This window comes from Sinorhizobium sp. RAC02 (assembly GCF_001713395.1).
GTDB lineage: Bacteria > Pseudomonadota > Alphaproteobacteria > Rhizobiales > Rhizobiaceae > Shinella.
Genome location: NZ_CP016450.1, coordinates 1263626 through 1288456 on the forward strand (window position 1 = coordinate 1263626; position 24831 = coordinate 1288456).

Consider the following 24831-nt stretch of genomic DNA (forward strand, 5'->3'; position numbering starts at 1 on the left):
GTGTATGCCCGCCGGGACGTTGAAACGAAGGTAAGTAGTGAAGATGAAAGCTGGTTCAAACTTTTTGAACGCCGTGTCGGCCGTTGCATTGTCGGCCAGTATGGTTGTCACGGGCGGCTCTTTTGCCACGCTTGTCTCCGCGACTGCTGCTGAAGCGGCTGTCATCCGCAGCATTCAGGTGCGCGGCGCCGAACGTGTCAGCGCTGATACGGTAAAAGCCAACGTCACGATTACCCCCGGCAAGAATTTTTCGAATACGGACATCGATGCGTCCGTGCGTCGACTGTTTGCGACCGGCTACTTCTCTGATGTGAAGATCACCGTTTCCGGCAGCACGCTCGTCGTCACCGTCAACGAGAACCAGCTGATCAACCAGGTCGTCGTCAACGGCAACCGCAAGATCAAGGACGACAAGCTTCTGCCGCAGCTTCGCTCGCAGGCGCTTGGTCCGTTTAGCCAAACCGCTGTCGAAGCGGACATCCAGATAATCCGCGAAGCTTACGCAAGTATCGGCCGTAGCGACGCAACCGTCACCACGGAGACCTATCCGCTCGGCAACGGCCGTGTGAATCTTGCCTTCGTCGTCGATGAAGGGGATCGCACGAAGATCTCGCAGATCAACTTCGTCGGCAATCAGGCCTATAGCAACAGCCGTCTGCAGTCCGTCATCATCACCAAGAAGTCGAACTTCCTGTCGTTCCTGACCCGCAAGGATGTCTACAACGAAGACAAGTTGCGCGCGGACGAAGAAACTCTGCGCCAGTTCTATTTCAACAACGGTTATGCCGACTTCCGCATCGTTTCGGCCGAGGCCGTCCTTGACGAGGCGACGAACGAATATGTCATCACCTTCACGGTTGACGAAGGCCAGCGTTATGACTTCGGCCAGATGAATGTTGAATCGACCGTCGAAGGCATTGATTCTCAAGAGCTGCAGGGCCTGATCGAATCCCGTCCGGGTAAAACGTACCGTGCCAAGGATGTCCAGGACACGATGTCCGAGATTTCCCAGCGGGTTGCGGCGAAGGGTTACCCGTTCGCCCGCGTGACGCCGCGCGGTAACCGTGACCCAGGCACAGGCACAATCGCTGTCGACTATTTGGTCGATCAGGGAGAGCGCGCTTATGTTGAGCGCATCGAAATCCGCGGCAACACCCGTACGCGTGACTACGTCATTCGTCGTGAGTTTGACATCGGTGAAGGCGACGCTTTCAATCAGGACGTCATCGCCCGCGCGAAACGTCGTCTTGAAGCGCTTGGCTATTTCTCGACCGTCAACATTTCTACAGCGCCAGGCAGTGAGCCTGATCGCGTTGTCGTGGTTGTCGATGTTCAGGACCAGTCAACTGGCTCGTTCGGTATCGGTGTCGGTTATGAAACGGGTGACAAGGGCGGGATCAAGCTCGAGGCTTCGGTCGAAGAGAAAAACTTCCTTGGCCGTGGCCAATACATTCGCGTTTCTGCCGGTGCAGGTGAGAATTCCCGCGACTACAATCTGTCGTTCACGGAGCCTTATTTCCTTGGCTACCGCCTTGCGGCCGGTTTTGACCTCTTCAGCAACGAAGACGACAGTGAAGACTTCTATGACCTGAATACGCGCGGCTTTAACCTGCGTGTAACGGCTCCGATCACGGAAGACCTATCAACCACGTTCCGCTACAGCTATGCAAAGCTCGATTACAAAACCTCGCTGGACTTCGATGATCCGGATGACAGAGAAGAATTGTCCAGCCCGTACTGGGATGTGGTCAACAATGGTCCTTGGGTTCGTTCGGCAATCGCGCATAGCATGACGTTTGATACGATCGACGATCGTACACTGCCGCGAGATGGTATCTTTGCCCAGGTCACGCAGGAATTTGCGGGAATCGGCGGCGATTCCGAATACTACAAGATTTCCGGTAAGGCGCGTTATTACCATACGCTGCTGGACAATGCCGACGTCATCGGCTCCATCGCCATCAGCGGCGGCCATATGTGGGGCTTTGGTGACACCAAGGTCTATGACCAGTTTAACCTGTCGGGAAGCGACTTGCGTGGCTTTGAATCCAGCGGGATCGGCCCGCGGGCAACGTCGACGGGTGATGCACTCGGTGGTACGACCTATTTCACGGCCTCTGTCGAAGCATCCTTCCCGCTGCCGTTCGTGCCACGTGACGCTGGCTTCCGCGGTGCGTTCTTTGCCGATGCCGGCACGGTCTACGGTAACGATGTCAAGGTCAACCAAACCTTCAAAAGCGGCACCATTGACTTTGACGACAAGGTCAAGGGCACGGACATGACGCTGCGCGCCTCGGTCGGTGCCTCCATCATCTGGGCATCGCCGTTCGGTCCGTTGCGTTTCGACTATGCGATCCCGGTCAAGAAGGAAGACTTCGACGAGACGCAGCGCTTCAAGTTCGGCATTGCGACCCAGTTCTAAGACGGGCAGTCCAGAACTGCGCAAAACGGACGTTCTGGAGTCATCGCGTGATGGAACACAATTGGTTTTTTCCGCCCCATGACGGTATGCGTCTGGGCGACCTGGCGGTGGTGCTTGGGGCGGAACTCGTGGATGGAGCGCATGCTGGCCGCATCGTGCGGACTGTTTCGCCGGTAAACCGGGCGAAAAGCGGCGATCTCTGTTACATTCTCTCCCGTAAATTCCGCAATGAGCTCGCGACGAGCGAAGCAAGCGCGATCCTGTGTGACCGCGCGTTCGTTTCCCTCATTCCGCCGCACATCGCCATTCTCGTTTCCGCGCGTCCCCACACGGCGTTCGCACGTGCCGGTGAACTGTTGCACCCTGCGGCCATGCGACCGGAGGCGATGACATCTGCTCCGGCCGGTATTGCCGCCGGTGCCTATGTCGATCCCGAAGCGCACCTCGAATCTGATGTTTCCGTTGAGCCCATGGCTGTTATCGGCAAGGGCGCCGAAATCGGCGAGGGCACGCGCATCGGCCCCGGGGCGATCATCGGTGCCGGTGTCAGGATCGGCCGTAACTGCACCATCGCTGCAGGTGCAACCGTGCAATACGCGCTAATCGGCAACGATGTCATCATCCATCCGGGCGCCCGCATCGGCCAGGACGGGTTCGGCTATGCGCCGGGTCTCAAGCCAGGCATGATCAAGATCGTCCAGATTGGCCGCGTCATCATCCAGGACAGTGTGGAAATCGGCGCGAACACGACGATCGACCGCGGCACGATGGACGATACGGTGATCGGCGAGGGGACCAAGATCGATAACCAGGTCCAGGTCGGCCATAATGTGCGCATCGGTCGTCATTGTGGCATCGTCAGCAAGGTCGGCATCGCCGGCAGCACGCGCATCGGTGATGGCGTCATGATCGGCGGTGCGTCGGGCATCAATGGTCATATTACCATTGGCGATGGCGTGCAGATTGCCGCCATGAGCGGTGTCGTCGCCGATATTCCGGCCGGTGAGAAATATGGCGGCGTCCCGGCGCGGCCCATGCGCGAGTTCCTGCGCGATATGGCGGAGATCGCCATGCGTTCCAGTACCCGAGTCCAGAAAAAGGGGGGCAATGATGAGTGAAGAGACCAAGGCAACGCTCGGCGTGGCTGACCTGCGGGAAATCTTGACGCTGCTTCCCCATCGTTATCCCTTCCTCCTCGTCGACAAGATCATCGAGATCGACGGCGACGAATCGGCGATCGGCATCAAGAACGTCACGGTCAACGAGCCGCATTTCATGGGGCATTTCCCGGATCATCCGATCATGCCCGGCGTCCTCCTGATCGAAGGCATGGCGCAGACGGCGGGCGCGATCTGCGCGCGCAAATCGCGTGTCGGCACGAACCTCGTCTACTTCATGACGATCGACAATGCCCGCTTCCGCAAGCCGGTCGTGCCCGGCGATCGTGTCGAGTACCACGTCACGAAGCAGAAGCAGCGCGGCAATATCTGGAAGTTTCACTGCGACGCAAAAGTTGATGGGCAACTCGTCGCGGAAGCTGATATCGGCGCGATGATCGTGAAAAAGGAAGACGCCTGAAAATGATTGCTGCCAGCGCGAAGATCCACCCGCTTTCCGTCATAGAGGACGGCGCTGTCATCGGTGAGAATGTCGTCGTCGGGCCCTTCTGCCATGTCGGTCCCAAGGTCGTTCTCGGCGAAGGTGTGGAGCTTCTGACGCATGCAGTCGTGACCGGGCGGACCGTCATTGGCCGCGGCACGCGCATTTTCGCCAATGCCGTCATCGGCGGCGATCCGCAGAGCGTGCATCACGACGGGGCGGAAACCACGCTTTCCGTCGGCGCCATGTGCGTTATCCGCGAAGGTGTGACGATGAACACCGGTACGACCGAAGGCGGCGGCAAGACGGTGGTGGGTGACAACAACCTGTTCCTCGCCAATTCGCATGTCGCGCATGATTGCCAACTCGGCAATCACATCATCCTGTCGAACAATGTCATGCTTGCCGGCCATGTCACGATCGAAGACCGGGTCATTCTCGGCGGTGGTTCCGCCGTGCACCAGTTCACGCGCATCGGCCGCCAGGCGTTCATCGGCGGTCTTTCGGGGGTGTCCTACGATGTGATCCCTTACGGCATGCTGAACGGCAATCCCGGCATTCTGGGCGGCCTCAACGTCGTCGGCATGAGCCGTGGCGGCATGGAAAAGGCGACGATCCATCAGGTCCGTCGCGCCTTCAAGCAGATTTTTGAGGGCGAAGGCTCCATCCGTGTCAATGCCGCGGCGATCCGCGACGAGTATGCGGACAGCGAACCGGTCATGCACATCCTTGACTTCATCGCCGCCGACAGCGACCGTGCGCTGTCCTCCCCGAACCGGGGTAACAAGGGCTGAGTGGCATGGCGGACGGCCGGTCCGAGCAACGCGACCGGCTGGCGATCATCGCCGGCGGAGGGCTCCTGCCACGCTATGTCGCCGACGCGGCGCGCGCCCGTGGCGAAAATCCCTATATTCTCGCGCTCACCGATGAGTCCGGAGAGGACTGGTCCGACTTCGACCACCAGGTGATCTCGATCGGCAACTATGCCGGTATCGGCGCGGCATTCCGCGCCAAGGGCATCGGCCGCGCGGTGCTGTCCGGCTCCGTCCGCCGCCGCCCCGAATGGCGCGACATCCATGCACCGTTCAAGGCACTGCTCGCGCTGCCATCGGTTGTTCGCACGCTGTTGAAGGGCGGTGACGATGCCGTGCTCAAGATGGTCATCCGCCTGATCGAAAGCGAAGGCGTGCATGTCGTTGGTGCGCATGACATCGTGCCGAACCTCCTGGGGAGCGAAGGCCCTCTTGGCGCCGTAAAACCGGATGCAGCAGCCGAAGCCGATATTGCTGCAGCAGCAGCTGCTGCGCTGGCGCTCGGTCTGCTGGATGTGGGGCAGGGTGCTGTGGCACTTGGCGGCCGCGTAGTCGCCCTGGAAGGAGCTGAGGGCACGGACGCGATGCTGGAGCGCGTGGCGCAGTTGCGCGCCCTGGGCCGTATCTCCGCACGTCGCAAGGGCGTGCTGGTCAAGCTCTGCAAGCCCGAACAGGATCTCCGGGCCGACCTGCCGTCGATCGGTGTCGAGACGTTGCGGCGCGCCCGTGCGGCAGGTCTGGCCGGTGTCGCCATCGAGGCGGGGCGGTCGCTCGTGCTGGAGCGTGAGGCGCTTGTCGCGGAAGCCGATGCACACGGTCTTTTCGTGACCGGCATCCTGCCGGGAAGAACGGAGAGCCAGCGATGACGGAAGCTGCGCTGAAAGTCGGCGTGATTGCCGGCGAGGTATCGGGCGACCTGCTCGGCGGCGATCTGATCGCCGCCTTGCGCAAAGCCCATTTGGGTTCGATCGCGCTTGTCGGCGTCGGCGGCGAGGCGCTGGAACGGCAGGGGCTCACCTCCCTGTTCGATTTTTCCGAACTCTCCATCATGGGCATATCGCAGGTGCTGAAGCGCCTGCCATCGCTGCTGCGCCGCATTCGCCAGACGGCGGACGCCATCATCGCCGCGCAACCGGACGTGCTTGTCATCATCGACAGCCCGGATTTCACCCACCGCGTCGCGCGTCGCGTCCGCAAGGCGCTGCCGGACCTGCCGGTGGTCAATTACGTCTGCCCGAGCGTCTGGGCGTGGAAGGAGGAGCGCGCGCCACGCATGCGCGCCTATGTCGACCATGTCCTGGCGCTTCTGCCTTTCGAGCCTGCTGTCATGGAGCGCCTCGGCGGCCCGGCAACGACCTATGTCGGTCACCGGCTGACCAGCGATCCCGATGTCCAGCGGATCCGCGCAGCACGCCTGGTGCGGACGCTAGACGCTTCCGACGCACCTCTCTGCCTGCTGTTGCCTGGCTCCCGCGCCACCGAGATCACTCGCCTCCTGCCAGTCTTCGGCCAGGCAGCGCGCGAGATGACCACCCGCAATCCCGCCACCCGGTTTGCGCTGCCGACCGTGCCGCGCCAGGAAGCGCTTGTGCGCAAGTTGACGGCGGACTGGCCGGTGAAGCCGCAGATCACCGTCTCGACTGCGGAAAAGTGGCAGGCTTTCGCCGAGGCCGATGCGGCGATCGCGGCATCAGGCACCGTCATTCTCGAACTGGCGCTGGCCCGCGTGCCCGTCGTTTCCACCTACCGCTTCGACTGGCTCGCCAACCTCTTCCTTCGCAAGATCAAGATCTGGACAGCAGCGATCCCTAACCTCATTGCGGATTACACCGTCGTGCCGGAATATCTCAATGAACAGGTGCGCCCGGGCAGCCTCGTACGCTGGTTTGAACGGCTTTCCGTCGATACGGCTGAACGCCGCGCCATGCTGGAAGGCTATGATCTCGTGCATGAACGCATGCGGACCATCCGCCCGCCTGGCGAGACCGGGGCGGCGGTCATCCTCGATCTGCTCGCAACAAAAAAGCCCGGTCAAAACTGACCGGGCTTTTTCTTTTCGGCGGCGCGCTGTCAGCGCTTGGAAACCGGCACGTAGTCGCGCTTCGGTTCGCCGACATAGAGCTGGCGCGGACGGCCGATGCGCTGTTCCGGGTCCTCGATCATCTCGTTCCACTGGGCGATCCAGCCGACCGTGCGGGCGAGTGCGAAGAGCACGGTGAACATGGTGGTGGGGAAGCCCAGCGCCTTCAGCGTGATGCCGGAGTAGAAGTCGATGTTCGGATAGAGCTTCTTCTCGATGAAGTACTCATCCGTCAGCGCAATGCGCTCGAGTTCCATCGCGACTTCCAGCATCGGGTCGTCCTTGATGCCGAGCTCGCTCAGAACCTCGTGCGTCGTCTTCTGCATGATGCGCGCGCGAGGATCGTAGTTCTTGTAGACGCGGTGGCCAAAGCCCATCAGGCGGAACGGGTCGTTCTTATCCTTGGCGCGGGCAACATATTCCGGAATGCGATCGACCGAACCGATTTCGGCGAGCATGTTGAGGGCCGCTTCGTTGGCGCCGCCATGGGCAGGACCCCAGAGGCAGGCAATGCCGGCCGCGATACAGGCGAACGGGTTGGCGCCCGAGGAACCGGCAAGGCGCACGGTGGAGGTCGATGCATTCTGCTCGTGATCGGCATGCAGGATGAAGATGCGGTCCATGGCGCGCGCCAGAACCGGGTTCGCCACATAGTCTTCGCACGGCACGGCAAAACACATGCGCAGGAAGTTCGACGCATAGTCGAGGTCGTTCTTCGGGTAAACGAAGGGCTGGCCAATATGGTATTTGTAGGCCATGGCGGCGATCGTCGGCATCTTGGCGATCATGCGCAGCGACGCAACCATGCGCTGGTGCGGATCAGTGATGTCCGTCGAGTCGTGATAGAATGCCGACAGCGCGCCGACACAGCCGCACATGACGGCCATCGGATGCGCGTCGCGGCGGAAGCCGGTAAAGAAGCGCGACATCTGCTCGTGCACCATGGTGTGGTGCGTGACGCGGTAGTCGAAATCATCCTTCTGCGTCTTGGTCGGCAATTCGCCGTACAACAGCAGGTAGCAGGCTTCGAGGAAATCGCCGTGTTCGGCCAGCTGCTCGATCGGATACCCGCGATGCAGCAGAACGCCTTCGTCGCCATCGATATAGGTGATCTTCGATTCGCACGAGGCAGTGGAGGTGAAGCCGGGATCGTAGGTGAAGGTGCCGGTATTCTTGTACAGCGTGCCGATGTCGATCACATCGGGGCCGATCGTACCGGATCGCGTCGGCAAGTCCACCGTCTTGCCACCGACTGACACACCCGCGCTAGTTCCTGTCATAACGATCCTCCGTTGTTTCCAATGGTGGCACGAAGCTGTGCCGTATCCATGAACATGCTCGTTTTGCTAACCCATTTGTCCGATGCTGCCAAGCAATACGAAAGGCAAATTGTGCATTGCGAAAACAGGTTTTCCGGCAACGCAATATCTACCCTTTCCATGAAGTTGCAAGCAACTTTTGAGAGTGCTTTCCACGATGCGGAGGGCGCATCCCTTATGCCTGACTTAGCACTTTCGGCATGTACTGCAGATTGAAGATTTCTCCATTCGATTGCACAATGCCAGTGGGAACGGGTGGGGCCGAGCCATGGGCAGGATCGACATCGCGGAACGACGGACGGCGTCCGAGGCTGATGCCTGGCACGGCGTGCCCACCGACGATTCCCGAGAGCTCGCGCCGCTCGACAAGCCGCGCCGGCCGGCTTTTGTTCTTCTCCTGCGTGCCATCGGCCGCCTGCGCGAACGCCTTGCCGGACGGCAAACGGTGGCAGCCGCCTTTGCCGAGGAACGCGCACACGGCCATTTCCTCCTTTTCGTTCCCGTCTTCCTCGGCACGGGCGCCGCGCTCTGGTTTTCCGCAGCGTTGGATCCGTCGCCCTATGCGTTGATCCTGCTTGTCTGTGCGGCGCTCTGGCCCGCCTTGCGGCTGCGGCATCGTGAAAGCCTCGTGGCGCTCGCGGCGGGGGCTGCATTCCTCGTTCCGCTCGGTATGCTGCTTGCGGCCGGAGAAACCGCCCGCCTTGGCACCGTCATCCTGGATGCGCCGGTGACCACGGAGGTGAGGGGGCGCGTCCTGTCTCGCGAGAGCGACGACCGCGGTGCAGTCCGCTATCGCATTGCGCTCGAAACGACGCGCGAGCCCACCCTGAAGCGCGCACCCGACGTGGTGACACTGCTTGCCCGAAGCCGGCATGAGCCGATCGCCATCGGCGGCGGCATTGGGGGACGCGCACGCCTTGGCCCGCCGTCCGGTCCCGCATTGGCCGGGCTCAACGACTTCACCTTGGATGCCTATTTCGCCGGCACCGGCGCCGTTGGCTACTTTTACAGCGCGCCGACCACCGTGACGACAAACGCGCCCGGCCTCTACGACAGAATACGGCAACGGATCGCCGCCTGGAGAAACAACCTCACCGAGCATATTCGGGGCCGCATCGGCGGCGATGCGGGGGCCATTGCCGCGGCCCTTGTCACTGCCGAGCAGCGAGCAATTGGCGACGACACGGTGGAAGCGCTGCGACAGGCGGGCCTTGCCCATGTCCTTGCCATTTCCGGGCTGAACATGGTGCTCGCCGCCGGAACCTTCCTCGTCGGTGCGCGCATGCTGATGGCGCTGATACCGGGTTTTGCCGAGCGCTACCCCGCGAAGAAGTTCGCGGCCGTCGGCGCCCTGGTTATGGTGACGCTCTATATTCTCGTTTCGGGTGGCGCGATTTCGGCCGTGCGCTCCTGGATCATGATCTGCGTGATGCTCGTCGCCGTGTTGTTCGGGCGCGCGGCCATCAGCCTGCGCAACGTGGCGATCTCGGCCATCCTCATCCTGCTGGTCACGCCCTCTGCCGTGACGAATCCCGGTTTTCAGATGTCCTATGCCGCAACGCTGGGCCTCGTGGCCGGCTACGCCGCGTGGCGCGAGCGTCCGATCCAGCGCGAAAGCCGGGGAGGGCCGTTTGCGCTGTTCGGCGGCGCTGCCGGCCGCTTCATCGGCGGGCTCATCCTCTCCTCGCTGATCGGCGGCTTTGCGACGCTGGTCTACTCCATTGGCCATTTTCACCGAATCCCAGCCTATGGGCTTGCCGGCAACCTGCTGGCCATGCCGGTGATCAGCACCATCGTCATGCCCTTCGGTCTGATCGCCGTGCTTTTGATGCCCTTTGGCCTCGATGCCATTCCCTTCGCGATCATGGGCAAAGGCATCGAGTGGATGATCACGCTGTCGACATGGGTAGCCGGCTGGAAGGGCGAGATCGTCACCGGCCGCATCCCTGCAACCGCCTTCTTGCTCATCGGCATCGGCAGCGGCCTCGTCTGCCTCCTGCGCACCCGACTGCGCCATGCCGGCACGCTTCTCGTCGTCGTCGGAATCCTTGTCGCCTGCTGGCCCGCTGGAGGCACAAGGCCGGAGATTCTCGTGTCGGAAGATGGCCGCCTGGTCGCCATTCTGCGTGGCGAGAAAGCAGCGACCAACCGCGCACGGCCACCGGATTTCATCTATGCGCAATGGCGGCGCGCCCTTCGCCTCGAAACACTGCTGAAACCCGAGCTACGCAAGACGAGCGGCCTGACAGTCAACATCGAGAAGGAGGACCCTGCCACTACGGCCAGGCAGAAACGACCCCGCCGCGAAGCCGACCGACAGAAGGCCAAGGCGGCCATGGCCGCAGCATTCGATACAGCCCGCACTCACGACAGCTTCATCTGCGAGACAAAAGCCTTCTGTGCCGCCATTTCCCCCAGCGGTTGGCGCATCGTGGCGCTGGAGGACCTCGCCTTCCTCGGTACGGCCTGCGACGGTGCAGACCTCGTCATCGTGCCCGTCGCAATCCGTTTGGAAGCTTGCCGTTCAGGTGCACGCCTCATCACGGTTCGCCATCTGAGGCAAACCGGCGCCCTGGAAATCCAGCCGGCGGCCGATCCCGCAAACTCTGCCCTCTCCGACGCCCTTTTCACCCCGGCTGTTGAAACGCTTCATCGCCCCTGGTCACGACACCGCACCTATGATTGGCGTAGTGGTACCTATGAAGCGAGCGGATGACAGCGCGTCGTGATCTCTCAAGTTCACTCCCCAAGCCTTGGTTTCTCGATGTTTTGCAGGCGTTATTGCTAAACCGCCGCACGCGTTTACGCGACACGCTTTAATGGTAGCGGCGAATAAGCCCGACGAGCTTGCCCTGAATCTTGACGCGGTCCGGTCCGAAAATACGGGTTTCATAGGCCGGATTGGCGGCCTCAAGCGCGATGGATGCGCCCTTGCGGCGGAAGCGCTTCAGCGTCGCTTCCTCGTCATCGACCAGCGCCACGACGATTTCACCGGGATTGGCAGTGTTCGCATTGCGAATGATGACGGTGTCACCGTCGAGGATGCCGGCCTCGATCATCGAATCGCCCTTGACCTCCAGCGCATAATGCTCCCCGCCACCGATCATTTCGGCCGGCACGGTGATTTCATGGGTATTGTTCTGGATCGCCGAGATGGGCACACCCGCGGCGATGCGTCCCATGACCGGCACGGAAACGGAGGAGGGCATGTCTGCCTGGCTCGACGTCCGCTGGGGCGGAGCGGCCGGCACCGGCTGCTTGCCAAGGCTTCCTTCGATGACCGATGGGGAGAAACCGCGCCGCGGCTGAAGGCTGGGCGAATAGGCCTCCGGAAGTTTGATCACTTCTAGGGCGCGGGCGCGGTTTGGCAATCGCCGGATGAAGCCACGCTCTTCAAGCGCCGTGATGAGCCGGTGAATACCCGATTTCGAGGCGAGATCCAGAGCATCCTTCATTTCATCGAACGACGGCGGTATGCCGGATTCCTTCATCCGTTCATGGATGAACAAGAGAAGTTCCTGTTGCTTACGTGTCAACATCGCCGTCCACCCCAGAATCGCGAAACAAATATAGAACATACACTATCTGTTCCATATGTGTTCTGCAAGAGGCCCGCACCTACAGAAGCGTTATGACAGGCAGTGCGCTGAGTAATTGAACGCCTTCGGCGCTTCTTGCCCTTTGTTCTCGGCCGCGGAAGGCGACGCCACAACCTAGCGCATCTCTTGCGAAATGCGAGCCGGTCGAAGCCTTGGTCTTCGCGGGATTACTTGGGACTTTTTTCACCCCATGCGGCAGGCTCGAAAATACTGCAAAAGCCTGGGGGTCAAGGGTTCGAGTGGTGAGCGCGCAGGGATTCGAACCCTGGACCTACTGATTAAAAGTCAGTTGCTCTACCGGCTGAGCTACACGCTCCCAGGCGGTGCGAAGACGCCCCGCGGAAGTGCGCGGAACATAGGCAGGAGGATTTGCCGGGTCAACCCGGAAAATGCGATGAAAAACAGCTTTTGCTGCATTTTGCCGCGTTCTCCAAAAGGTGATTGGCAGGAGAGGGCTTCGGCCGATACTAGGAAGCGCAAATGAAGGAGCGGGCGGGGCGTTTTCGGGCCCGAACCGCTTTCCCGCCGTCGCGGAGTAGCCAGTGTCGATTGCCGATATTTCTCTTCTAAGTGCGCTGCTTGCCGGAGCGCTGTCGTTTCTGTCGCCCTGCGTGCTGCCGCTCGTGCCGCCCTATCTCTGTTATATGGCGGGCATTTCCGTGGATCAGTTTCGCGGCAACGACGCGGTCGCGGTCCGGCGGGATACGCGCGGGGCGGTGCTGCTGGCGGCGTTCTTCTTTACCCTGGGCTTTGCCACGGTTTTCGTGGCGCTGGGCGCCGGGGCGTCGACGATCGGCATGGTGCTGCGCCGGCATCTCGACATCCTGGCGCAGATCGGCGGCGTCATTATCATCCTGATGGGCCTGCATTTTCTGGGATTGCTGCGCATCGGGCTTTTTGCGCGCGAGGCGCGGTTCCAGGGCGGCGGCAAGCCGGCGACGGCATCGGGCGCCTATGTCATGGGACTTGCCTTCGCCTTTGGCTGGACGCCCTGCATCGGTCCCGTCCTTGGGACGATCCTCGGCGTTGCGGCCGCGCGGGAAACGGTCAGCGACGGGGCGATGCTGCTTGCCGTCTATTCGCTGGGCCTCGCCGTGCCGTTCTGGATCGCGGCCGGGTTTTCCGGCGCCTTCATGCGCTTCCTCCTGCGCTTTCGCCGGCATCTCGGCGCGGTGGAAAAGGTCATGGGCGTGCTGCTCGTCCTGACGGGCCTTGCCTTCATCTTCGGCTATATCAGCACGGTCGCCATCTGGTTCCAGCAAACGTTTCCCATTCTCTCGCAAATCGGCTAGAGCATTCCAGCCGAGGCGGTACCGCTTCGGCCTCGGATAATGCGGCTAAAACAAATATCTAGAGCATTTCCGGTGAACCGGGGTTCTAGTCAGGGATATCATCCTCGGCAAGCGGGAGCGCGCCTCGGCCCATGGCGGACATCGTCGGACTCGTCCTGCCGTTCTTCGGCATGATCCTGCTGGGCTATGTGGTCGCCCGGATCACCAAGCAGCCGGTCGAAGCGCTTGGCTGGCTCAACACTTTCATCATCTATATCGCGCTGCCGGCGCTGTTCTTCAAACTGGTCGCAAAAACGCCGATCGAGCAGCTGACGCGCGTCGATTTCATCATCGCCAACATCAGCGCGACCTATTTGGTTTTTGGACTGATCTTCGCCGTCGGTCTCTGGCTGCGCCGCGCCACTATCGGCGAGGCGACGATCCAGGGGCTTGCTGCCGCCTATGGCAATATCGGCTATATGGGGCCGGGGCTGGCGCTGCTCGCCTTCGGCGAGCCGGCGGCCGTGCCGGTGGCGCTGGTCTTCTGCTTCGAGAACATGCTGCATTTCATGGTGGCACCGGCGCTGATGGCCGTTGCTGGCGGCGAGAAACAGCCGGCACTCCAGATTGCCGTCGGAGTGTTGCGCAAGATCGTCACGCACCCGTTCATCATCGCGACGGCGGCCGGGTTCGTCGCGGCCTTTGCCGGGTTCGAGGCGCCGGCGCCGCTGCAGCGGTTGATTGATTATCTGGCGCAGGCCGCAGCACCCTGCGCGCTCTTTGCCATGGGCGTAACACTGGCGCTGCGGCCGCTGAAGCGGGTGCCGGTGGAGATCGGCTATATCGTGCCGGCGAAATTGCTGCTGCTGCCGGTGACAATGTATCTGGTGCTCGGCTTTGCCGGCAATTTCGATCCGGTCTGGGTGTTCACGGCCGTGCTTCTGGCAGCGCTGCCGACGGCCACGAACGTCTTTGTCATCGGCCAGCAATATGGCGTGTGGCAGGAGCGGGCGTCGGCGACCATTCTTATCACCACCGTGCTGTCCGTCGCCACGGTGACGATCCTACTCTATCTCATCAAATCAGGCCTGCTTGCGGGCGACCCGTTCCCGTAGGTTTTCGCGAAAGGCCTTCAGCGAGCCGAGCGGCTCAATGCCCTCGCGCATGACGATGCTGCGCAACGGCCCGAGCGCGGAAAGCAGGTGAAGGCCGGCCGAGCGCAGGAACTGCACGGGCAGGAAATCGGAAAGCAGGGAACGGTTCAGCAGGTCGACACTGACCGTGCGGGAGCGGATATCGGCCTGCCGCTTGCGGTCAAATCGATCACCCACGCCACCATAGTTTGCCGGCTCATCAATTCCGATGAGATCTTTCAGCGCCATGATGTCGCGCAAGCTGAGATTGAGGCCCTGGGCGCCGATCGGCGGAAAGGCGTGCGCGGCCTCGCCGACCAGCACGAAACGGCCCTTGCCGAAATGATTGGCCGTCATGCCGGAAAGCGGAAAACTCTGGGCACTGCCTTCCACCGTGACCTTGCCGAGCATGGATTGCATGCGCTCCTCGACGGCGCGGCTGAGATCGGCGACGGAGAGTTCGCACAGGCGGTTCGCCTCCTTCGGCGGCAGCACCCAGACCAGGCTGGAGCGGCGGCTGGGCAGGGGAACCTGCGTGAAGGGGCCGCTTTCCGTGTGGAATTCCGTCGAGACATTGCCGTGCGGCCGCTCATGAGCAAAATTGAGCACGAGGGCGGATTGCGGATAGGACCAGGTGCGCACGCTGATTCCGGCGCCGTCGCGGATGCGCGATTTCCTGCCATCCGCACCAACGACGAGGGCGGCGGTCACGCGTTCGCCGCTGTCGAGAGCCAATTCGATACCGGTTTCGAAGCTGTTGGCGGCGGTGACACCGTCCTCCAGGCGCACGATATTGCCGTCGGCGGCGATGCGCGCATCGAGAATGTCGAGGAATGGCGCATTCGGAATGTTGTAGCCGAAAGCCGGCAGGTCGACCTCGCTGGCGCGGAAAGCGACCGGCGGGGCACGCAGGAGGCGCGACGTGCCGTCAAGGATCTGCATGGTTTCGAGCGCGGCGGCATGGCGCGCGAGGTCATCCCAAAGACCGAGTGTCTTCAGGAAGGCGATGGACTGGTCCATGAGGGCTGTGGTGCGGCCGTCTTTGGTGCGCGTGGGCGGGGCGATCAGCGCGATGCTGCGGCCCGAATCGGAAAGCGCTAGAGCCGCCAGGCTGCCGGCCAGGCCGGCGCCGACAATCGCGATATCGAACTGTCTCATGACCGATCTCCGAAATATCAAAGTGTTACCCACAGATTTGCGGTGCTTGTACTTCGGGAAAGGTAGGCCGGCAAAGAGGCAATTTCCATGGGGTGAATCGGCGCAGGGCAGAAACTCGCCTGGAAAGCGCCGGTTTTTCACTGGCGATGACGGGCAATCAATGCATATTACCGGCAGTGACCGCGCAAGAGGGCGTGCTCGGCGAGTTGCGGCCGAAGAAAAGCCCCAAGGGATGGACTGCGAACGGCAATGAAGTTTTTCAACTACAAGCGCGTGCCCTACGCGGAAATCCGTGCCTTTTCCGTCCATATCCTGACGGCATCCGGTTCGTTCCTCGCCTTTCTGGGTGTCGTCGCCGCCGCCGAGCATCGTTTCGTCGATATGTTCTGGTGGCTTGGCCTGGCGTTGCTCGTCGATGGTATCGACGGGCCGATCGCCCGCAAGGTGCGTGTCAAGGAAGTGCTGCCGAACTGGTCCGGCGATACGCTGGACAATGTCATCGACCACGTGACCTATGTGCTGCTGCCGGCCTTCGCGCTCTACCAGAGCGGCATGATCGGCGAGCCCTGGTCCTTCGTGGCGGCGGGCGCAATCGTGGTGTCGAGCGCGATCTACTATGCCGACATGGGCATGAAGACGGATGAGTATTTCTTCTCCGGCTTCCCGGTCGTCTGGAACATGGTGGTGTTCACGCTCTTCGTAATCCAGGCGAGCGAACTGACGGCATCGATCATCGTCTTCGTTTCCGTCTTCCTCACCTTCATGCCGATCAACTTCCTGCATCCCGTGCGGGTCCAGCGGCTTCGGCCCATCAATCTCGCCGTCTTCTTCCTGTGGTCGCTGCTCAGCGGCTATGCGCTTCTCCTGCATTTCGATACGCCGGCCTGGGTTGTCTGGGGTGTCGTGGGCACGGGTCTCTACCTCTATGTCATCGGCGCCGTGCTGCAGGCGATTCCGAGCCTCGGCCGGTAACAGAACAATCGGGAGATAAGCATGACCAAGGCGATCGTCATCCGCAGTCTCGGCGGCCCCGACGTGCTGAAGCTCGAGGAGGTCGCGCTCGATGCTCCAGGTCCGGGCGAAGTGCAGATCAGGCAGGCCGCGGTCGGGCTCAACTTCATCGACGTCTATTTTCGCACCGGCCTCTACAAGGCGGAACCACCGTTCATTCCGGGCAAGGAAGGTGCGGGCACGATCACGGCACTCGGCGGGGGTGTCACGGATTTTGCCATCGGCGACCGCGTGGCCTATGCCTCGGCGGACGGCGCCTATGCGGCCGAGCGGAACGTCGCGACGAAACATCTGGTGAAGGTGCCGGACGGCATTTCGCTCGAAACGGCGGCGGCGATGATGCTGAAGGGCATGACGGCGCAATATCTGCTGCTCCAGACCTATCAGGTGAAGCCCGGCAGCGTGATCCTGTTTCATGCCGCAGCAGGCGGTGTCGGCCTTATCGCCGGACAATGGGCGAAGGCGCTCGGCGCAACGGTGATCGGGACGGCCGGTTCGCAGGCCAAGATCGATCTGGCGCTCGCGCATGGCTACGACCATGTCATCAACTACGGCACGGAAGACTTTTCCGCACGGGTGCGTGAACTGACGGACGGCGCGGGTGTCGACGTCGTCTACGATTCCGTCGGCAAGGATACGTTCCCGAAATCGCTGGATTGCCTGAAGCCGCGCGGCCTGTTCGTCAGCTTCGGCAATTCCTCCGGGCCGGTCGATGCCTTCAACATGGGCTTGCTTGCGCAGAAAGGCTCGCTCTACGCGACGCGGCCGACACTCTTCGCTTACATTGCGACGCGCGCCGCACTCGATGCATGTGCAAACTCGCTCTTTGATATTGTGCAAAGCAACAAAGTGCGTATCAATATTCATCAGACTTATCCGTTGGCCGAGGCCGGCCGAGCGCACACGGATCTGGAAGCAAGAAAAACGAGTGGAACGACATTGCTCATTCCCTGACACGACCCGAACGGGCGGCAAGGGCTGAGATGGCAGGAAAGAGGGGCAGAGTGTCAGCCGTTGGAGCATCCGGGGGCAGGGGCAGCGCATTGCTGGCTGCCCGCAGCCTGACAAAGCTATTCGGTTCGTTTGCCGCGTGTAACGGCATCGACCTAGAGATTCAGCCCGGAGAAATCCACGCCCTTTTGGGCGAAAACGGTGCGGGCAAATCCACCCTCGTCAAAATGCTTTTTGGCGTGTTGGCGCCGACCAGCGGCGACATCCTGTGGAAGGGCGAACCCGTCCGCATACCAAGCCCCGGTGCTGCGCGCCGCCTCGGCATCGGCATGGTTTTCCAGCATTTTTCGCTGTTCGAGGCTCTGACGGTCGCGGAGAATATCGCGCTGTCTCTGAGCCCCGGCATTTCACTATCGAAGGTGGCGGAAGAGGCCTCGCGCCTGTCGCATCTCTACGGCCTGCCCCTCGATCCGAAGGCCCATGTCGCCGATCTCTCGGTTGGCGAGCGCCAGCGCATCGAGATCGTGCGGGCGCTGTTGCAGAACCCGGAACTGATCATCCTCGACGAGCCGACCTCCGTGTTGACGCCGCAGGAGGCCGACCGGCTGTTCGAGACGCTCGCCAAGCTGAAGGCCGAGGGGCGCTCGGTGCTTTATATCAGTCACCGGCTGGAAGAGGTGCAGCGCATCTGCGACCGCGCGACGGTGCTGCGCCACGGCAAGGTGACCGGCGCCTGTGATCCGCGCCAGGAAACCCCGGCGTCGCTGGCCCGCATGATGGTCGGCAGCGATGTCGCCTCCGTGACGGCGGCCGGCACCAACACCAAGGGCGAGGTCCTGCTCGAAGCCCGACATCTCAGCGTGCCGGCGCGCACGCCCTTTGCCGTTACGCTGAAGAATGTCTGTCTCAAGGTGCGGGGCGGCGAGGTTCTGGCCATCGCCGGCGTCGCCGGCAACGGCCAGGGTGAGCTTTTCGATACGCTTTCCGGCGAGTATCCGGCGGCGGATGCGTCGGCCGTCTTCATTCGCGGCAAGGCCGCCGGCAATCTCGGCATCACGGCGCGGCGCCTGATGGGCGCGGGCTTTGTGCCGGAGGAACGCCATGGCCATGCGGCCGTTCCGGCGCTGCCGCTCTCCGACAACCTCGTTCTGGCGCGCAGCCAGTCAGACCGGAAAACCTTTCTGGCCGCCGGCCTGCTCGGCATCATCCGCCAGGCCGTCGTGCGCATCGCCTCGAAGCGCATTTCCGAAACGATGGACGTGCGCAAGAGCGGCGAGAACCCGGCGGCCGGCTCGCTGTCGGGCGGCAATCTGCAAAAATACATTGTCGGCCGCGAACTCGACCGTCAACCGGCGGTGCTGATCGTCAACCAGCCGACCTGGGGCGTGGATGCCGGTGCTGCAAGCCGTATCCGTCAGGCGTTGGTCGATCTCGCGAAATCCGGTTCGGCGGTGCTGGTGATCAGCCAGGACCTCGACGAAATCTTTGAAGTCGCCACCGAAATCGCCGTCGTCAACGAGGGGCGGCTTTCCGATGCTTACCCGGCTCATGAACTGACACGCGAAAAGATCGGCCTGCTCATGGGTGGCATGTACGGCAAGACGGAAGGCGAGGTAACCCATGCGCATTGAACTTGAAAAGCGCGCCAATCCCTCGACGCTGTTCTCCATCCTGTCGCCGTTCATCGCGCTGGCGCTGACCATCGTTGCCGGCGGCATCATGTTCGCGCTTCTTGGCAAAAGCCCGACATCGGCGCTCTACAGCTTCTTCATCGAACCGCTGCTCGACGTCTGGTCGCTGCACGAGATCGCCATCAAGGCAGCGCCGCTGGTCCTGATCGGCGCCGGCCTTTCGATCTGCTACCGTTCGAACAACTGGAACATCGGCGCCGAGGGACAGTTCATCGCGGGCGCCATTGCGGGCGCCATCGTGCCCGTGGTCTTCCATGAATGGCATTCTTCGCTCGTCCTGCCCCTGATGCTGATCTTCGGCATGATCGGCGGCGCGCTCTATGCCGGCATTCCTGCCTTCCTCAAGGCGCATATGAACACCAACGAGATCCTGACGAGCCTGATGCTGGTCTATATCGCCCAGCTCTTCCTCGACTGGCTGGTGCGTGGACCCTGGCGCAGCCCGGATGCCTATAATTTCCCGGTAACGCGGGATTTCGCGCCGGAAGCGATCCTGCCGGAAATGATCGCGTCGGGCCGCGCCAATCTCGGCTTCGCCTTTGCCGTCATCGCCGCCATCGGGCTGTGGATCATGATGCGCTACACGCTGAAGGGTTTCGAGATCACCGTGCTCGGCCAATCGGAGCGGGCAGGGCGTTTTGCCGGCTTCTCGTCCAAGCGCATGATCTGGTTCTCGATGCTGCTCTCCGGCGCTTTCGCTGGTCTTGCCGGCATTTCGGAGGTCAGCGGCACCATCGGCAAGCTGCAACCGATCATCTCGCCCGGCTATGGCTTCACCGCAATCATCGTCGCCTTTCTTGGCCGCCTCAATCCGCTCGGCATCGTTGCGGCCGGTTTGTTCCTGGCGCTGACCTATGTGGGTGGCGAGGCGGTGCAGCTGACGCTGAGCGTCTCCGACAAGGTCACGCGTGTCTTCCAGGGCCTGCTGCTGTTCTTCGTGCTCTCCTGCGACACGCTGATCCAGTACAAGATCCGGCTGGTCTTCTCCCGCTTCCGCCAATCCAGCGAAGGAGCGCACTGATGGGTATCATCGAAGCGATCCTGCTCACCGTCATCACCGCGGCGACGCCGCTAGTGCTGGCCTCGCTCGGCGAGCTCGTTGCCGAACGGTCGGGCGTGCTCAATCTCGGCGTCGAGGGCATGATGGTGATGGGGGCTGTGCTCGCCTTCGCCGCAACGCAGGCGACGGGCTCGCCCTATATCGGCATCCTTGCCGGCATTGCCTGCGGCGCGCTGTTCTCGCTGCTGTTCGGCTTCCTGACGCTGACGCTCGTCGCCAACCAGGTGGCGACGGGTCTGGCGCTCACCATTCTTGGTCTGGGCGTATCCGGCCAGATCGGCGAGCCCTATGTCGGCATGTCGGGCATCAAGCTGCAACCGATCGTCATTCCGCTGCTGTCCGATATCCCGTTCCTGGGACCGCTGCTGTTCAAGCAGGATCTGATCTTCTACCTGTCGATCGCGCTGGTCTTCGGCGTGAACTGGTTCCTGTTCAAGAGCCGCGCCGGCCTGAAGCTGCGCGCCATCGGCGACAGCCATGGCTCGGCCCATGCGCTCGGCATCCATGTCATCCGCACGCGCTATCTCGCCGTGATGTTCGGCGGCGCCTGTGCCGGTCTTGCCGGTGCGCAGCTGTCGCTCGTCTATACGCCGCAGTGGGTGGAAAACATGTCGGCCGGGCGCGGCTGGATCGCGCTGGCGCTCGTCGTCTTCGCCTCGTGGCGGCCCTGGCGGCTGCTGGCGGGCGGTTATCTCTTCGGCGCGGTGTCGATCAGCCAGCTGCACGCTCAGGCGCTCGGCATCGGCATCCCGTCGCAGTTCCTGTCGGCTCTTCCCTATCTCGCCACGATTATCGTACTAATCCTGATATCACACAATCGGCGCATGACGCTGATCAACACGCCTGCCTCTCTCGGCAAGCCGTTTGTGCCCGATCGGTGAGAAGAACAAGAAGAAACAACCACTCCTAACCTACAGAGGATAAAATGAAGAAAATCATTCTCGCTCTCGCCACGTCGGCCGCCGTTCTCGGCTTTGCCGCCGCAGCCAGCGCCCAGGATACAACAAAGATCTGCTTTATCTATGTCGGCTCCAAGACCGATGGCGGCTGGACCCAGGCGCACGATATCGGCCGCCAGGCGCTCCAGGCGGAGTTCGGCGACAAGATCGAAACGCCGTTCCTCGAAAACGTTCCGGAAGGCCCGGATGCCGAGCGCGCGATCGAGCGCATGGCCCGCTCCGGCTGCGCGCTGGTCTTCACCACCTCGTTCGGCTTCATGGACGCCACGATCAAGGTTGCGGAAAAGTTCCCGGACGTGAAGTTCGAGCATGCGACGGGCTTCAAGTCGGCCGCCAATGTCGGCACCTACAATGCGCGCTTCTATGAAGGCCGCTACATTCAGGGCGTGATTGCCGCGAAGATGTCCCAAAAGGGCGTTGCCGGCTATATCGCCTCGTTCCCGATCCCGGAAGTCGTGATGGGCATCAACTCCTTCGTTCACGGCGCCCAGTCGATCAACCCGGACTTCAAGGTCAAGGTCATCTGGGCCAACACCTGGTTCGACCCCGGCAAGGAAGCCGACGCGGCCAAGGCGTTGATCGACCAGGGCGTCGACATCCTGACGCAGCACACCGACACCACCGCGCCGATGCAGGTCGCGGCCGAGCGCGGCATCAAGGCCTTCGGCCAGGCGTCGGACATGATCAAGGCAGGCCCGGAGACGCAGCTGACGGCGATCGTCGACACCTGGGGCGCCTACTACATCAAGCGCACCAAGGCCGTTCTCGACGGCACCTGGAAGCCTGAACCGGTCTGGGACGGCCTGAAGGACGGTATTCTCACCATGGCGCCCTACACCAACATGCCGGATGACGTGAAGAAGCTGGCGGAAGAGGCGGAAGCCAAGATCCGCTCGGGCGAACTGCACCCGTTCACCGGCCCGATCAAGAAGCAGGACGGTTCGGACTGGCTTGCTGCCGGCGCCGTCTCCGACGACGGCACGCTGCTCGGCATGAATTTTTACATCGCCGGCGTGGACGATCAGCTGCCGAAGTAAGCGGCAGAGCACGGAACATGAGAAAGGCGCCCCGTTCGGGGCGCCTTTTGTTTGTGGCAGGAGAATTCCTGTCAAAGCTGCTGCGGGGACGAGAGGACGGCTAGTGGAAGATGCCGCTCTGTTCCTTCCAGCGATAATGCCCTTCTTCGCCATCCATCAGGGCGCGAACTTGCGGATGACGGATCGGCTTGTCGCTGTCGTCGGCCACGAGATTCTGCTCGGAGACATAGGCGACATACTCCGAATCGTCGTTTTCCGCGAAGAGATGGTAGAAGGGCTGATCCTTCGAGGGCCGGATTTCGGCCGGAATGGCGTTCCACCACTCTTCCGTGTTGGAGAATTCCGGATCGACATCGAAGATCACGCCACGGAAGGGAAAAACCTTGTGGCGGACCACGTCGCCGATTGCAAATTTTGCGTCACGCATCTTCATGGCGTACCTACCTTTCCCTGCATATTTGGGTAATTGCGCAAAAACATCAATAGTTCCGCCTCTTCATACGTTCTTCATGCAGAGGTTTGCGGTGCTTGCGCGCCCATGCGTTTCGGCGTACCTCGAAGGGCAACGTCTCAGGCGGGTTGGATGGCATGAACGATCAATGGGGCAGGAGCGGTAGCGGGCGGCCGGCAAGCGGCGGTGGTATTGGCGGCATCCTGTTTGCCTCCGTGGTCAGCCTGGCGCTGGGGGCGGCGGGCGGCTATGGCGCGTTTCGCATGATGGATGGCGCCGTTCCTACCAACGAAATCGAAGCACGCGACCAGCGCATCGCCGACCTCGCCAAGGAGCTCGATGCCCGCGTCGCGCAGGTCGAGGAAAACACCCAGAAAGCACAGGCCCTGAGCGAGGAGAACGGCGCGCTGCAGCGCCAGCTCGACGCCCTGCGCAAGAATGCCGGAACCGGCGACGCCGTTGCACTGGCTGAAAACGCCCGACTGACCGAGACCGTCGTGCCGGAGCTCAGGAACGAGCTGGAACTGGCCAAGCAGCTCGTGGCCGACGCCGAGGCGCTGAAGAAGCGGGCCGAGGAAGCGGTTCGCGATCGCGACCGGCAGCTCTCGCTGCGGGCGGACGAAATCGCCCGGCTGGAAAAAGCCCTGACCGCTGCCCGCAATCAGCAGACCGGCTCGCAAAGCGCCGAGAAGGACCGCCAGGCGGCAGAGGATGCATTGCGACGCGAACTCGAGGATGCGCAGCGCGCCCAGGACACGATCCGCACGACGGATCTGCCGGCGCTCCGCGACGAGATTGCCCGCAAGGACAAGGAGATTGCTGAACTCAAGGCGCGCAACGCATCGCTGACGGCGCGCATCGGCGCGCTTGAGAGTGCTGCGCGCGCCGCCACCGTGCGGGGCGAACCGGAGGGCGGCGGCAACAAGCCGGTGGTGATCGACAATCAAAAGCCCGGGCAGGCGCGCAACCCGCGCAGCGCGGTGCTGGTGGCGCTGGCGATCGACAACACGCCTGGCCTCGACCGGTTGAGCAGTGCGCAACGCGCCCAACTCGAACAAACGCTGGTCTCCGGGGAATGTGTGACCAAGGCGCTCAGTGGCGCGTTGCGGCGCGTACCGGTTCTGGCGCTGCGCAACCTGATGCGTGACCTCGATAGCGATTGCTAGTTTTTCGGCGGTTCGACCGCCGCCTCTGGGAAGGAGATTTCGATGAAGCGATCTGTTCTTATGGCCGCACTTGGCCTTGCGCTGTCCGCGAGCGGGGTTTTGGCGCAGGAATTCGACCGCAACATCATGACCGGCGGTCCGCAGGGCACCTATATCAAGATCGGCCGCGACCTTGCCACGCTGGGCGCCGAGTGCGGGCTGAAGCTCAACGTCGTCGAAAGCGCCGGCTCGCTGGAGAATTTCGTCGGCGTACGCAACCGGCGCAACACGCAGTTCGGTATCGTACAGAGTGACGTGCTGGAATACCTGAAGACCTTCGAGGCCAACGATCCGGAGGTGCAGAAGGCCGTGAAGGGCGTGCGCATCATGTTCCCGCTCTATAACGAGGAAATCCACGTCCTGGCGCGCAAGGACATCAACAGCATGAAGGACCTTGCCGGCAAGAAGATCGCCGTCGGCAAGAAGGATTCGGGCACCTTTCTGACCGCGACGCTCATCATGGACATCCTTCAGGTGAAGGCCGGCGCACGCATGGACATCAACCCCGACGAGGCGCTGCCGAAACTGCTGTCCGGCGAGATCGACGCCTTCTTCTACGTCGCGGGCGCCCCTGCCGCGCTGTTTTCCGGCGACACGATCGACAAGACGAAGTTCCACCTCGTGCCGATCACCGAGGCGCCGCTTCTCGCCACCTACACGCCCTCGCGCATCGAGGCCGGTACCTATTCCTTCCAGGACCAGCCGGTCGATCTCATCGCCGTCAAGGCCGTGATGATGACCTATGACTACGACGTCAAGCGCAACGCCTATCACCGCGACAGTTGCAAGACCGTCTCCGATTTCTCCAGCCTCATCCTCACCGGCCTCGACAAGCTCAGGGCAACCGGCCACCCGAAGTGGAAGACCGTGGACCTGACGGCGCTGCCGCCGGGCTGGCAGGTCGGGGTCTGCGTGAAGACCGGCATGGCGATGGACTACAAGCCCGCCTGCAAGCCGGCCGCCGGCAATACTTCCGACGGTGCTGCGGATGATTCTAACGAGGAATACCTGAACCTCCTGAAGCAGCGGCTCCAGCAATAACATCCTGAAAAACGACAACAAAAAACCCGGCC

The 24831-nt window shown here is 62.1% G+C and carries 21 protein-coding genes and 1 tRNA gene; 17 read left to right on the forward strand and 5 right to left on the reverse strand.

Going from position 1 to position 24831, the window contains the following annotated elements; all coding sequences use genetic code 11:
- Positions 1-43: 43 nt before the first annotated feature.
- The 6 genes from bamA to lpxB are packed head-to-tail and all read left to right on the forward strand — an operon-like array spanning position 44 to position 6874.
- Positions 44-2422, forward strand: coding sequence for an outer membrane protein assembly factor BamA (bamA, locus tag BSY16_RS06005; protein ID WP_069058831.1), 2379 nt, complete (start codon positions 44-46; stop codon positions 2420-2422).
- A 50-nt stretch (positions 2423-2472) separates the two neighbouring features.
- Positions 2473-3540 carry a UDP-3-O-(3-hydroxymyristoyl)glucosamine N-acyltransferase gene (gene lpxD / locus BSY16_RS06010; protein WP_069058832.1) on the forward strand — a complete coding sequence of 356 codons (1068 nt, stop codon included), beginning with the start codon at positions 2473-2475 and terminating at the stop codon, positions 3538-3540.
- A complete protein-coding gene (gene fabZ, locus BSY16_RS06015) occupies positions 3533-4000 on the forward strand; it encodes a 3-hydroxyacyl-ACP dehydratase FabZ (protein ID WP_069061401.1) in 468 nt (155 codons plus the stop codon). Before lpxD ends, fabZ begins: the two co-directional genes overlap by 8 nt.
- Positions 3997-4815, forward strand: a complete 819-nt coding sequence (gene lpxA, locus BSY16_RS06020; RefSeq protein WP_171902442.1) for an acyl-ACP--UDP-N-acetylglucosamine O-acyltransferase — start codon at positions 3997-3999, stop codon at positions 4813-4815. Before fabZ ends, lpxA begins: the two co-directional genes overlap by 4 nt.
- 5 nt (positions 4816-4820) lie before the next feature.
- Positions 4821-5699 carry an LpxI family protein gene (locus tag BSY16_RS06025; protein WP_069058834.1) on the forward strand — a complete coding sequence of 293 codons (879 nt, stop codon included), beginning with the start codon at positions 4821-4823 and terminating at the stop codon, positions 5697-5699.
- Positions 5696-6874: a lipid-A-disaccharide synthase gene (gene lpxB, locus BSY16_RS06030; protein WP_069058835.1), complete on the forward strand. Its 1179-nt coding sequence runs from the start codon at positions 5696-5698 to the stop codon at positions 6872-6874. The genes BSY16_RS06025 and lpxB overlap by 4 nt, the downstream gene beginning before the upstream one ends.
- Positions 6875-6903: 29 nt before the next feature.
- Here the strand turns inward: lpxB and gltA are convergent, their stop codons facing one another.
- Positions 6904-8193: a citrate synthase gene (gene gltA / locus BSY16_RS06035; RefSeq protein WP_069058836.1), complete on the reverse strand. Its 1290-nt coding sequence runs from the start codon at positions 8191-8193 to the stop codon at positions 6904-6906.
- A gap of 307 nt (positions 8194-8500) precedes the next feature.
- Here gltA and BSY16_RS06040 point away from each other — a divergent pair, with 307 nt between their 5' ends.
- Positions 8501-10948, forward strand: coding sequence for a ComEC/Rec2 family competence protein (locus BSY16_RS06040; protein WP_083242836.1), 2448 nt, complete (start codon positions 8501-8503; stop codon positions 10946-10948).
- Positions 10949-11048: 100 nt separating this feature from the next.
- On the opposite strand, the gene lexA is transcribed toward BSY16_RS06040, so the two are convergent.
- Both lexA and BSY16_RS06050 read right to left on the reverse strand, forming a co-directional pair.
- Positions 11049-11771 (reverse strand): transcriptional repressor LexA, encoded by a 723-nt coding sequence (gene lexA / locus BSY16_RS06045; RefSeq protein ID WP_069061403.1) that lies wholly within the window; start codon positions 11769-11771, stop codon positions 11049-11051.
- Positions 11772-12071: 300 nt separating this feature from the next.
- Positions 12072-12147 (reverse strand) — tRNA-Lys (locus BSY16_RS06050).
- A gap of 226 nt (positions 12148-12373) precedes the next feature.
- On the opposite strand from BSY16_RS06050, the gene BSY16_RS06055 reads away from it, so the two are divergent.
- Together BSY16_RS06055 and BSY16_RS06060 are read left to right on the forward strand one after the other, a co-directional pair.
- Positions 12374-13123, forward strand: coding sequence for a cytochrome c biogenesis CcdA family protein (locus BSY16_RS06055; RefSeq protein ID WP_069058837.1), 750 nt, complete (start codon positions 12374-12376; stop codon positions 13121-13123).
- Positions 13124-13254: 131 nt separating this feature from the next.
- Complete coding sequence (locus BSY16_RS06060) at positions 13255-14217, forward strand: AEC family transporter (protein ID WP_069058838.1); 963 nt, start codon at positions 13255-13257, stop codon at positions 14215-14217.
- On the opposite strand, the gene BSY16_RS06065 is transcribed toward BSY16_RS06060, so the two are convergent.
- Positions 14185-15393 carry a UbiH/UbiF family hydroxylase gene (locus tag BSY16_RS06065; protein ID WP_069058839.1) on the reverse strand — a complete coding sequence of 403 codons (1209 nt, stop codon included), beginning with the start codon at positions 15391-15393 and terminating at the stop codon, positions 14185-14187. The two genes, BSY16_RS06060 and BSY16_RS06065, sit on opposite strands and share 33 nt — an antisense overlap.
- A 249-nt stretch (positions 15394-15642) precedes the next feature.
- On the opposite strand from BSY16_RS06065, the gene pcsA reads away from it, so the two are divergent.
- Genes pcsA through BSY16_RS06095 form a run of 6 tightly spaced genes read left to right on the forward strand, consistent with a single transcriptional unit; the run spans position 15643 to position 22102 of the window.
- On the forward strand, positions 15643-16365 hold the full coding sequence (gene pcsA / locus BSY16_RS06070; RefSeq protein ID WP_069058840.1) for a phosphatidylcholine synthase: 723 nt from the start codon (positions 15643-15645) through the stop codon (positions 16363-16365).
- A 21-nt stretch (positions 16366-16386) separates the two neighbouring features.
- Positions 16387-17358: a quinone oxidoreductase family protein gene (locus BSY16_RS06075; RefSeq protein WP_069058841.1), complete on the forward strand. Its 972-nt coding sequence runs from the start codon at positions 16387-16389 to the stop codon at positions 17356-17358.
- 29 nt (positions 17359-17387) lie between these two features.
- On the forward strand, positions 17388-18986 hold the full coding sequence (locus BSY16_RS06080; RefSeq protein ID WP_069058842.1) for an ABC transporter ATP-binding protein: 1599 nt from the start codon (positions 17388-17390) through the stop codon (positions 18984-18986).
- A complete protein-coding gene (locus tag BSY16_RS06085) occupies positions 18976-20067 on the forward strand; it encodes an ABC transporter permease (RefSeq protein WP_069058843.1) in 1092 nt (363 codons plus the stop codon). Before BSY16_RS06080 ends, BSY16_RS06085 begins: the two co-directional genes overlap by 11 nt.
- Positions 20067-20987: an ABC transporter permease gene (locus BSY16_RS06090; protein WP_069058844.1), complete on the forward strand. Its 921-nt coding sequence runs from the start codon at positions 20067-20069 to the stop codon at positions 20985-20987. The genes BSY16_RS06085 and BSY16_RS06090 overlap by 1 nt, the downstream gene beginning before the upstream one ends.
- 44 nt (positions 20988-21031) lie before the next feature.
- Complete coding sequence (locus tag BSY16_RS06095) at positions 21032-22102, forward strand: BMP family ABC transporter substrate-binding protein (protein WP_069058845.1); 1071 nt, start codon at positions 21032-21034, stop codon at positions 22100-22102.
- A 100-nt stretch (positions 22103-22202) separates the two neighbouring features.
- Here BSY16_RS06095 and hspQ read toward each other — a convergent pair whose 3' ends face one another.
- The gene (gene hspQ, locus BSY16_RS06100) at positions 22203-22535 is read right to left on the reverse strand and encodes a heat shock protein HspQ (RefSeq protein ID WP_069058846.1); all 333 of its coding nucleotides are present in this window, start codon (positions 22533-22535) and stop codon (positions 22203-22205) included.
- A gap of 95 nt (positions 22536-22630) precedes the next feature.
- Between hspQ and BSY16_RS06105 the strand changes: the two genes are divergently transcribed.
- A complete protein-coding gene (locus BSY16_RS06105) occupies positions 22631-23719 on the forward strand; it encodes a coiled-coil domain-containing protein (protein WP_150129885.1) in 1089 nt (362 codons plus the stop codon).
- A gap of 42 nt (positions 23720-23761) precedes the next feature.
- Complete coding sequence (locus tag BSY16_RS06110) at positions 23762-24799, forward strand: TAXI family TRAP transporter solute-binding subunit (protein ID WP_083242837.1); 1038 nt, start codon at positions 23762-23764, stop codon at positions 24797-24799.
- Positions 24800-24831: the final 32 nt, after the last annotated feature.

What these genes read in the sequence shown, in the direction of transcription:
- BSY16_RS06040 (WP_083242836.1), top strand. Translation starts at nt 8,501, where the DNA reads ATGGGCAGGATCGACATCGCGGAACGACGGACGGCGTCCGAGGCTGAT.
- BSY16_RS06025 (WP_069058834.1), top strand. Translation starts at nt 4,821, where the DNA reads ATGGCGGACGGCCGGTCCGAGCAACGCGACCGGCTGGCGATCATCGCC.
- lexA (WP_069061403.1), bottom strand. Translation starts at nt 11,771, where the DNA reads ATGTTGACACGTAAGCAACAGGAACTTCTCTTGTTCATCCATGAACGG.
- fabZ (WP_069061401.1), top strand. Translation starts at nt 3,533, where the DNA reads ATGAGTGAAGAGACCAAGGCAACGCTCGGCGTGGCTGACCTGCGGGAA.
- BSY16_RS06095 (WP_069058845.1), top strand. Translation starts at nt 21,032, where the DNA reads ATGAAGAAAATCATTCTCGCTCTCGCCACGTCGGCCGCCGTTCTCGGC.
- hspQ (WP_069058846.1), bottom strand. Translation starts at nt 22,535, where the DNA reads ATGAAGATGCGTGACGCAAAATTTGCAATCGGCGACGTGGTCCGCCAC.
- lpxB (WP_069058835.1), top strand. Translation starts at nt 5,696, where the DNA reads ATGACGGAAGCTGCGCTGAAAGTCGGCGTGATTGCCGGCGAGGTATCG.
- BSY16_RS06060 (WP_069058838.1), top strand. Translation starts at nt 13,255, where the DNA reads ATGGCGGACATCGTCGGACTCGTCCTGCCGTTCTTCGGCATGATCCTG.
- BSY16_RS06075 (WP_069058841.1), top strand. Translation starts at nt 16,387, where the DNA reads ATGACCAAGGCGATCGTCATCCGCAGTCTCGGCGGCCCCGACGTGCTG.
- BSY16_RS06110 (WP_083242837.1), top strand. Translation starts at nt 23,762, where the DNA reads ATGAAGCGATCTGTTCTTATGGCCGCACTTGGCCTTGCGCTGTCCGCG.
- pcsA (WP_069058840.1), top strand. Translation starts at nt 15,643, where the DNA reads ATGAAGTTTTTCAACTACAAGCGCGTGCCCTACGCGGAAATCCGTGCC.
- bamA (WP_069058831.1), top strand. Translation starts at nt 44, where the DNA reads ATGAAAGCTGGTTCAAACTTTTTGAACGCCGTGTCGGCCGTTGCATTG.
- BSY16_RS06085 (WP_069058843.1), top strand. Translation starts at nt 18,976, where the DNA reads ATGCGCATTGAACTTGAAAAGCGCGCCAATCCCTCGACGCTGTTCTCC.
- lpxD (WP_069058832.1), top strand. Translation starts at nt 2,473, where the DNA reads ATGGAACACAATTGGTTTTTTCCGCCCCATGACGGTATGCGTCTGGGC.
- BSY16_RS06065 (WP_069058839.1), bottom strand. Translation starts at nt 15,393, where the DNA reads ATGAGACAGTTCGATATCGCGATTGTCGGCGCCGGCCTGGCCGGCAGC.
- BSY16_RS06090 (WP_069058844.1), top strand. Translation starts at nt 20,067, where the DNA reads ATGGGTATCATCGAAGCGATCCTGCTCACCGTCATCACCGCGGCGACG.
- gltA (WP_069058836.1), bottom strand. Translation starts at nt 8,193, where the DNA reads ATGACAGGAACTAGCGCGGGTGTGTCAGTCGGTGGCAAGACGGTGGAC.
- BSY16_RS06080 (WP_069058842.1), top strand. Translation starts at nt 17,388, where the DNA reads ATGGCAGGAAAGAGGGGCAGAGTGTCAGCCGTTGGAGCATCCGGGGGC.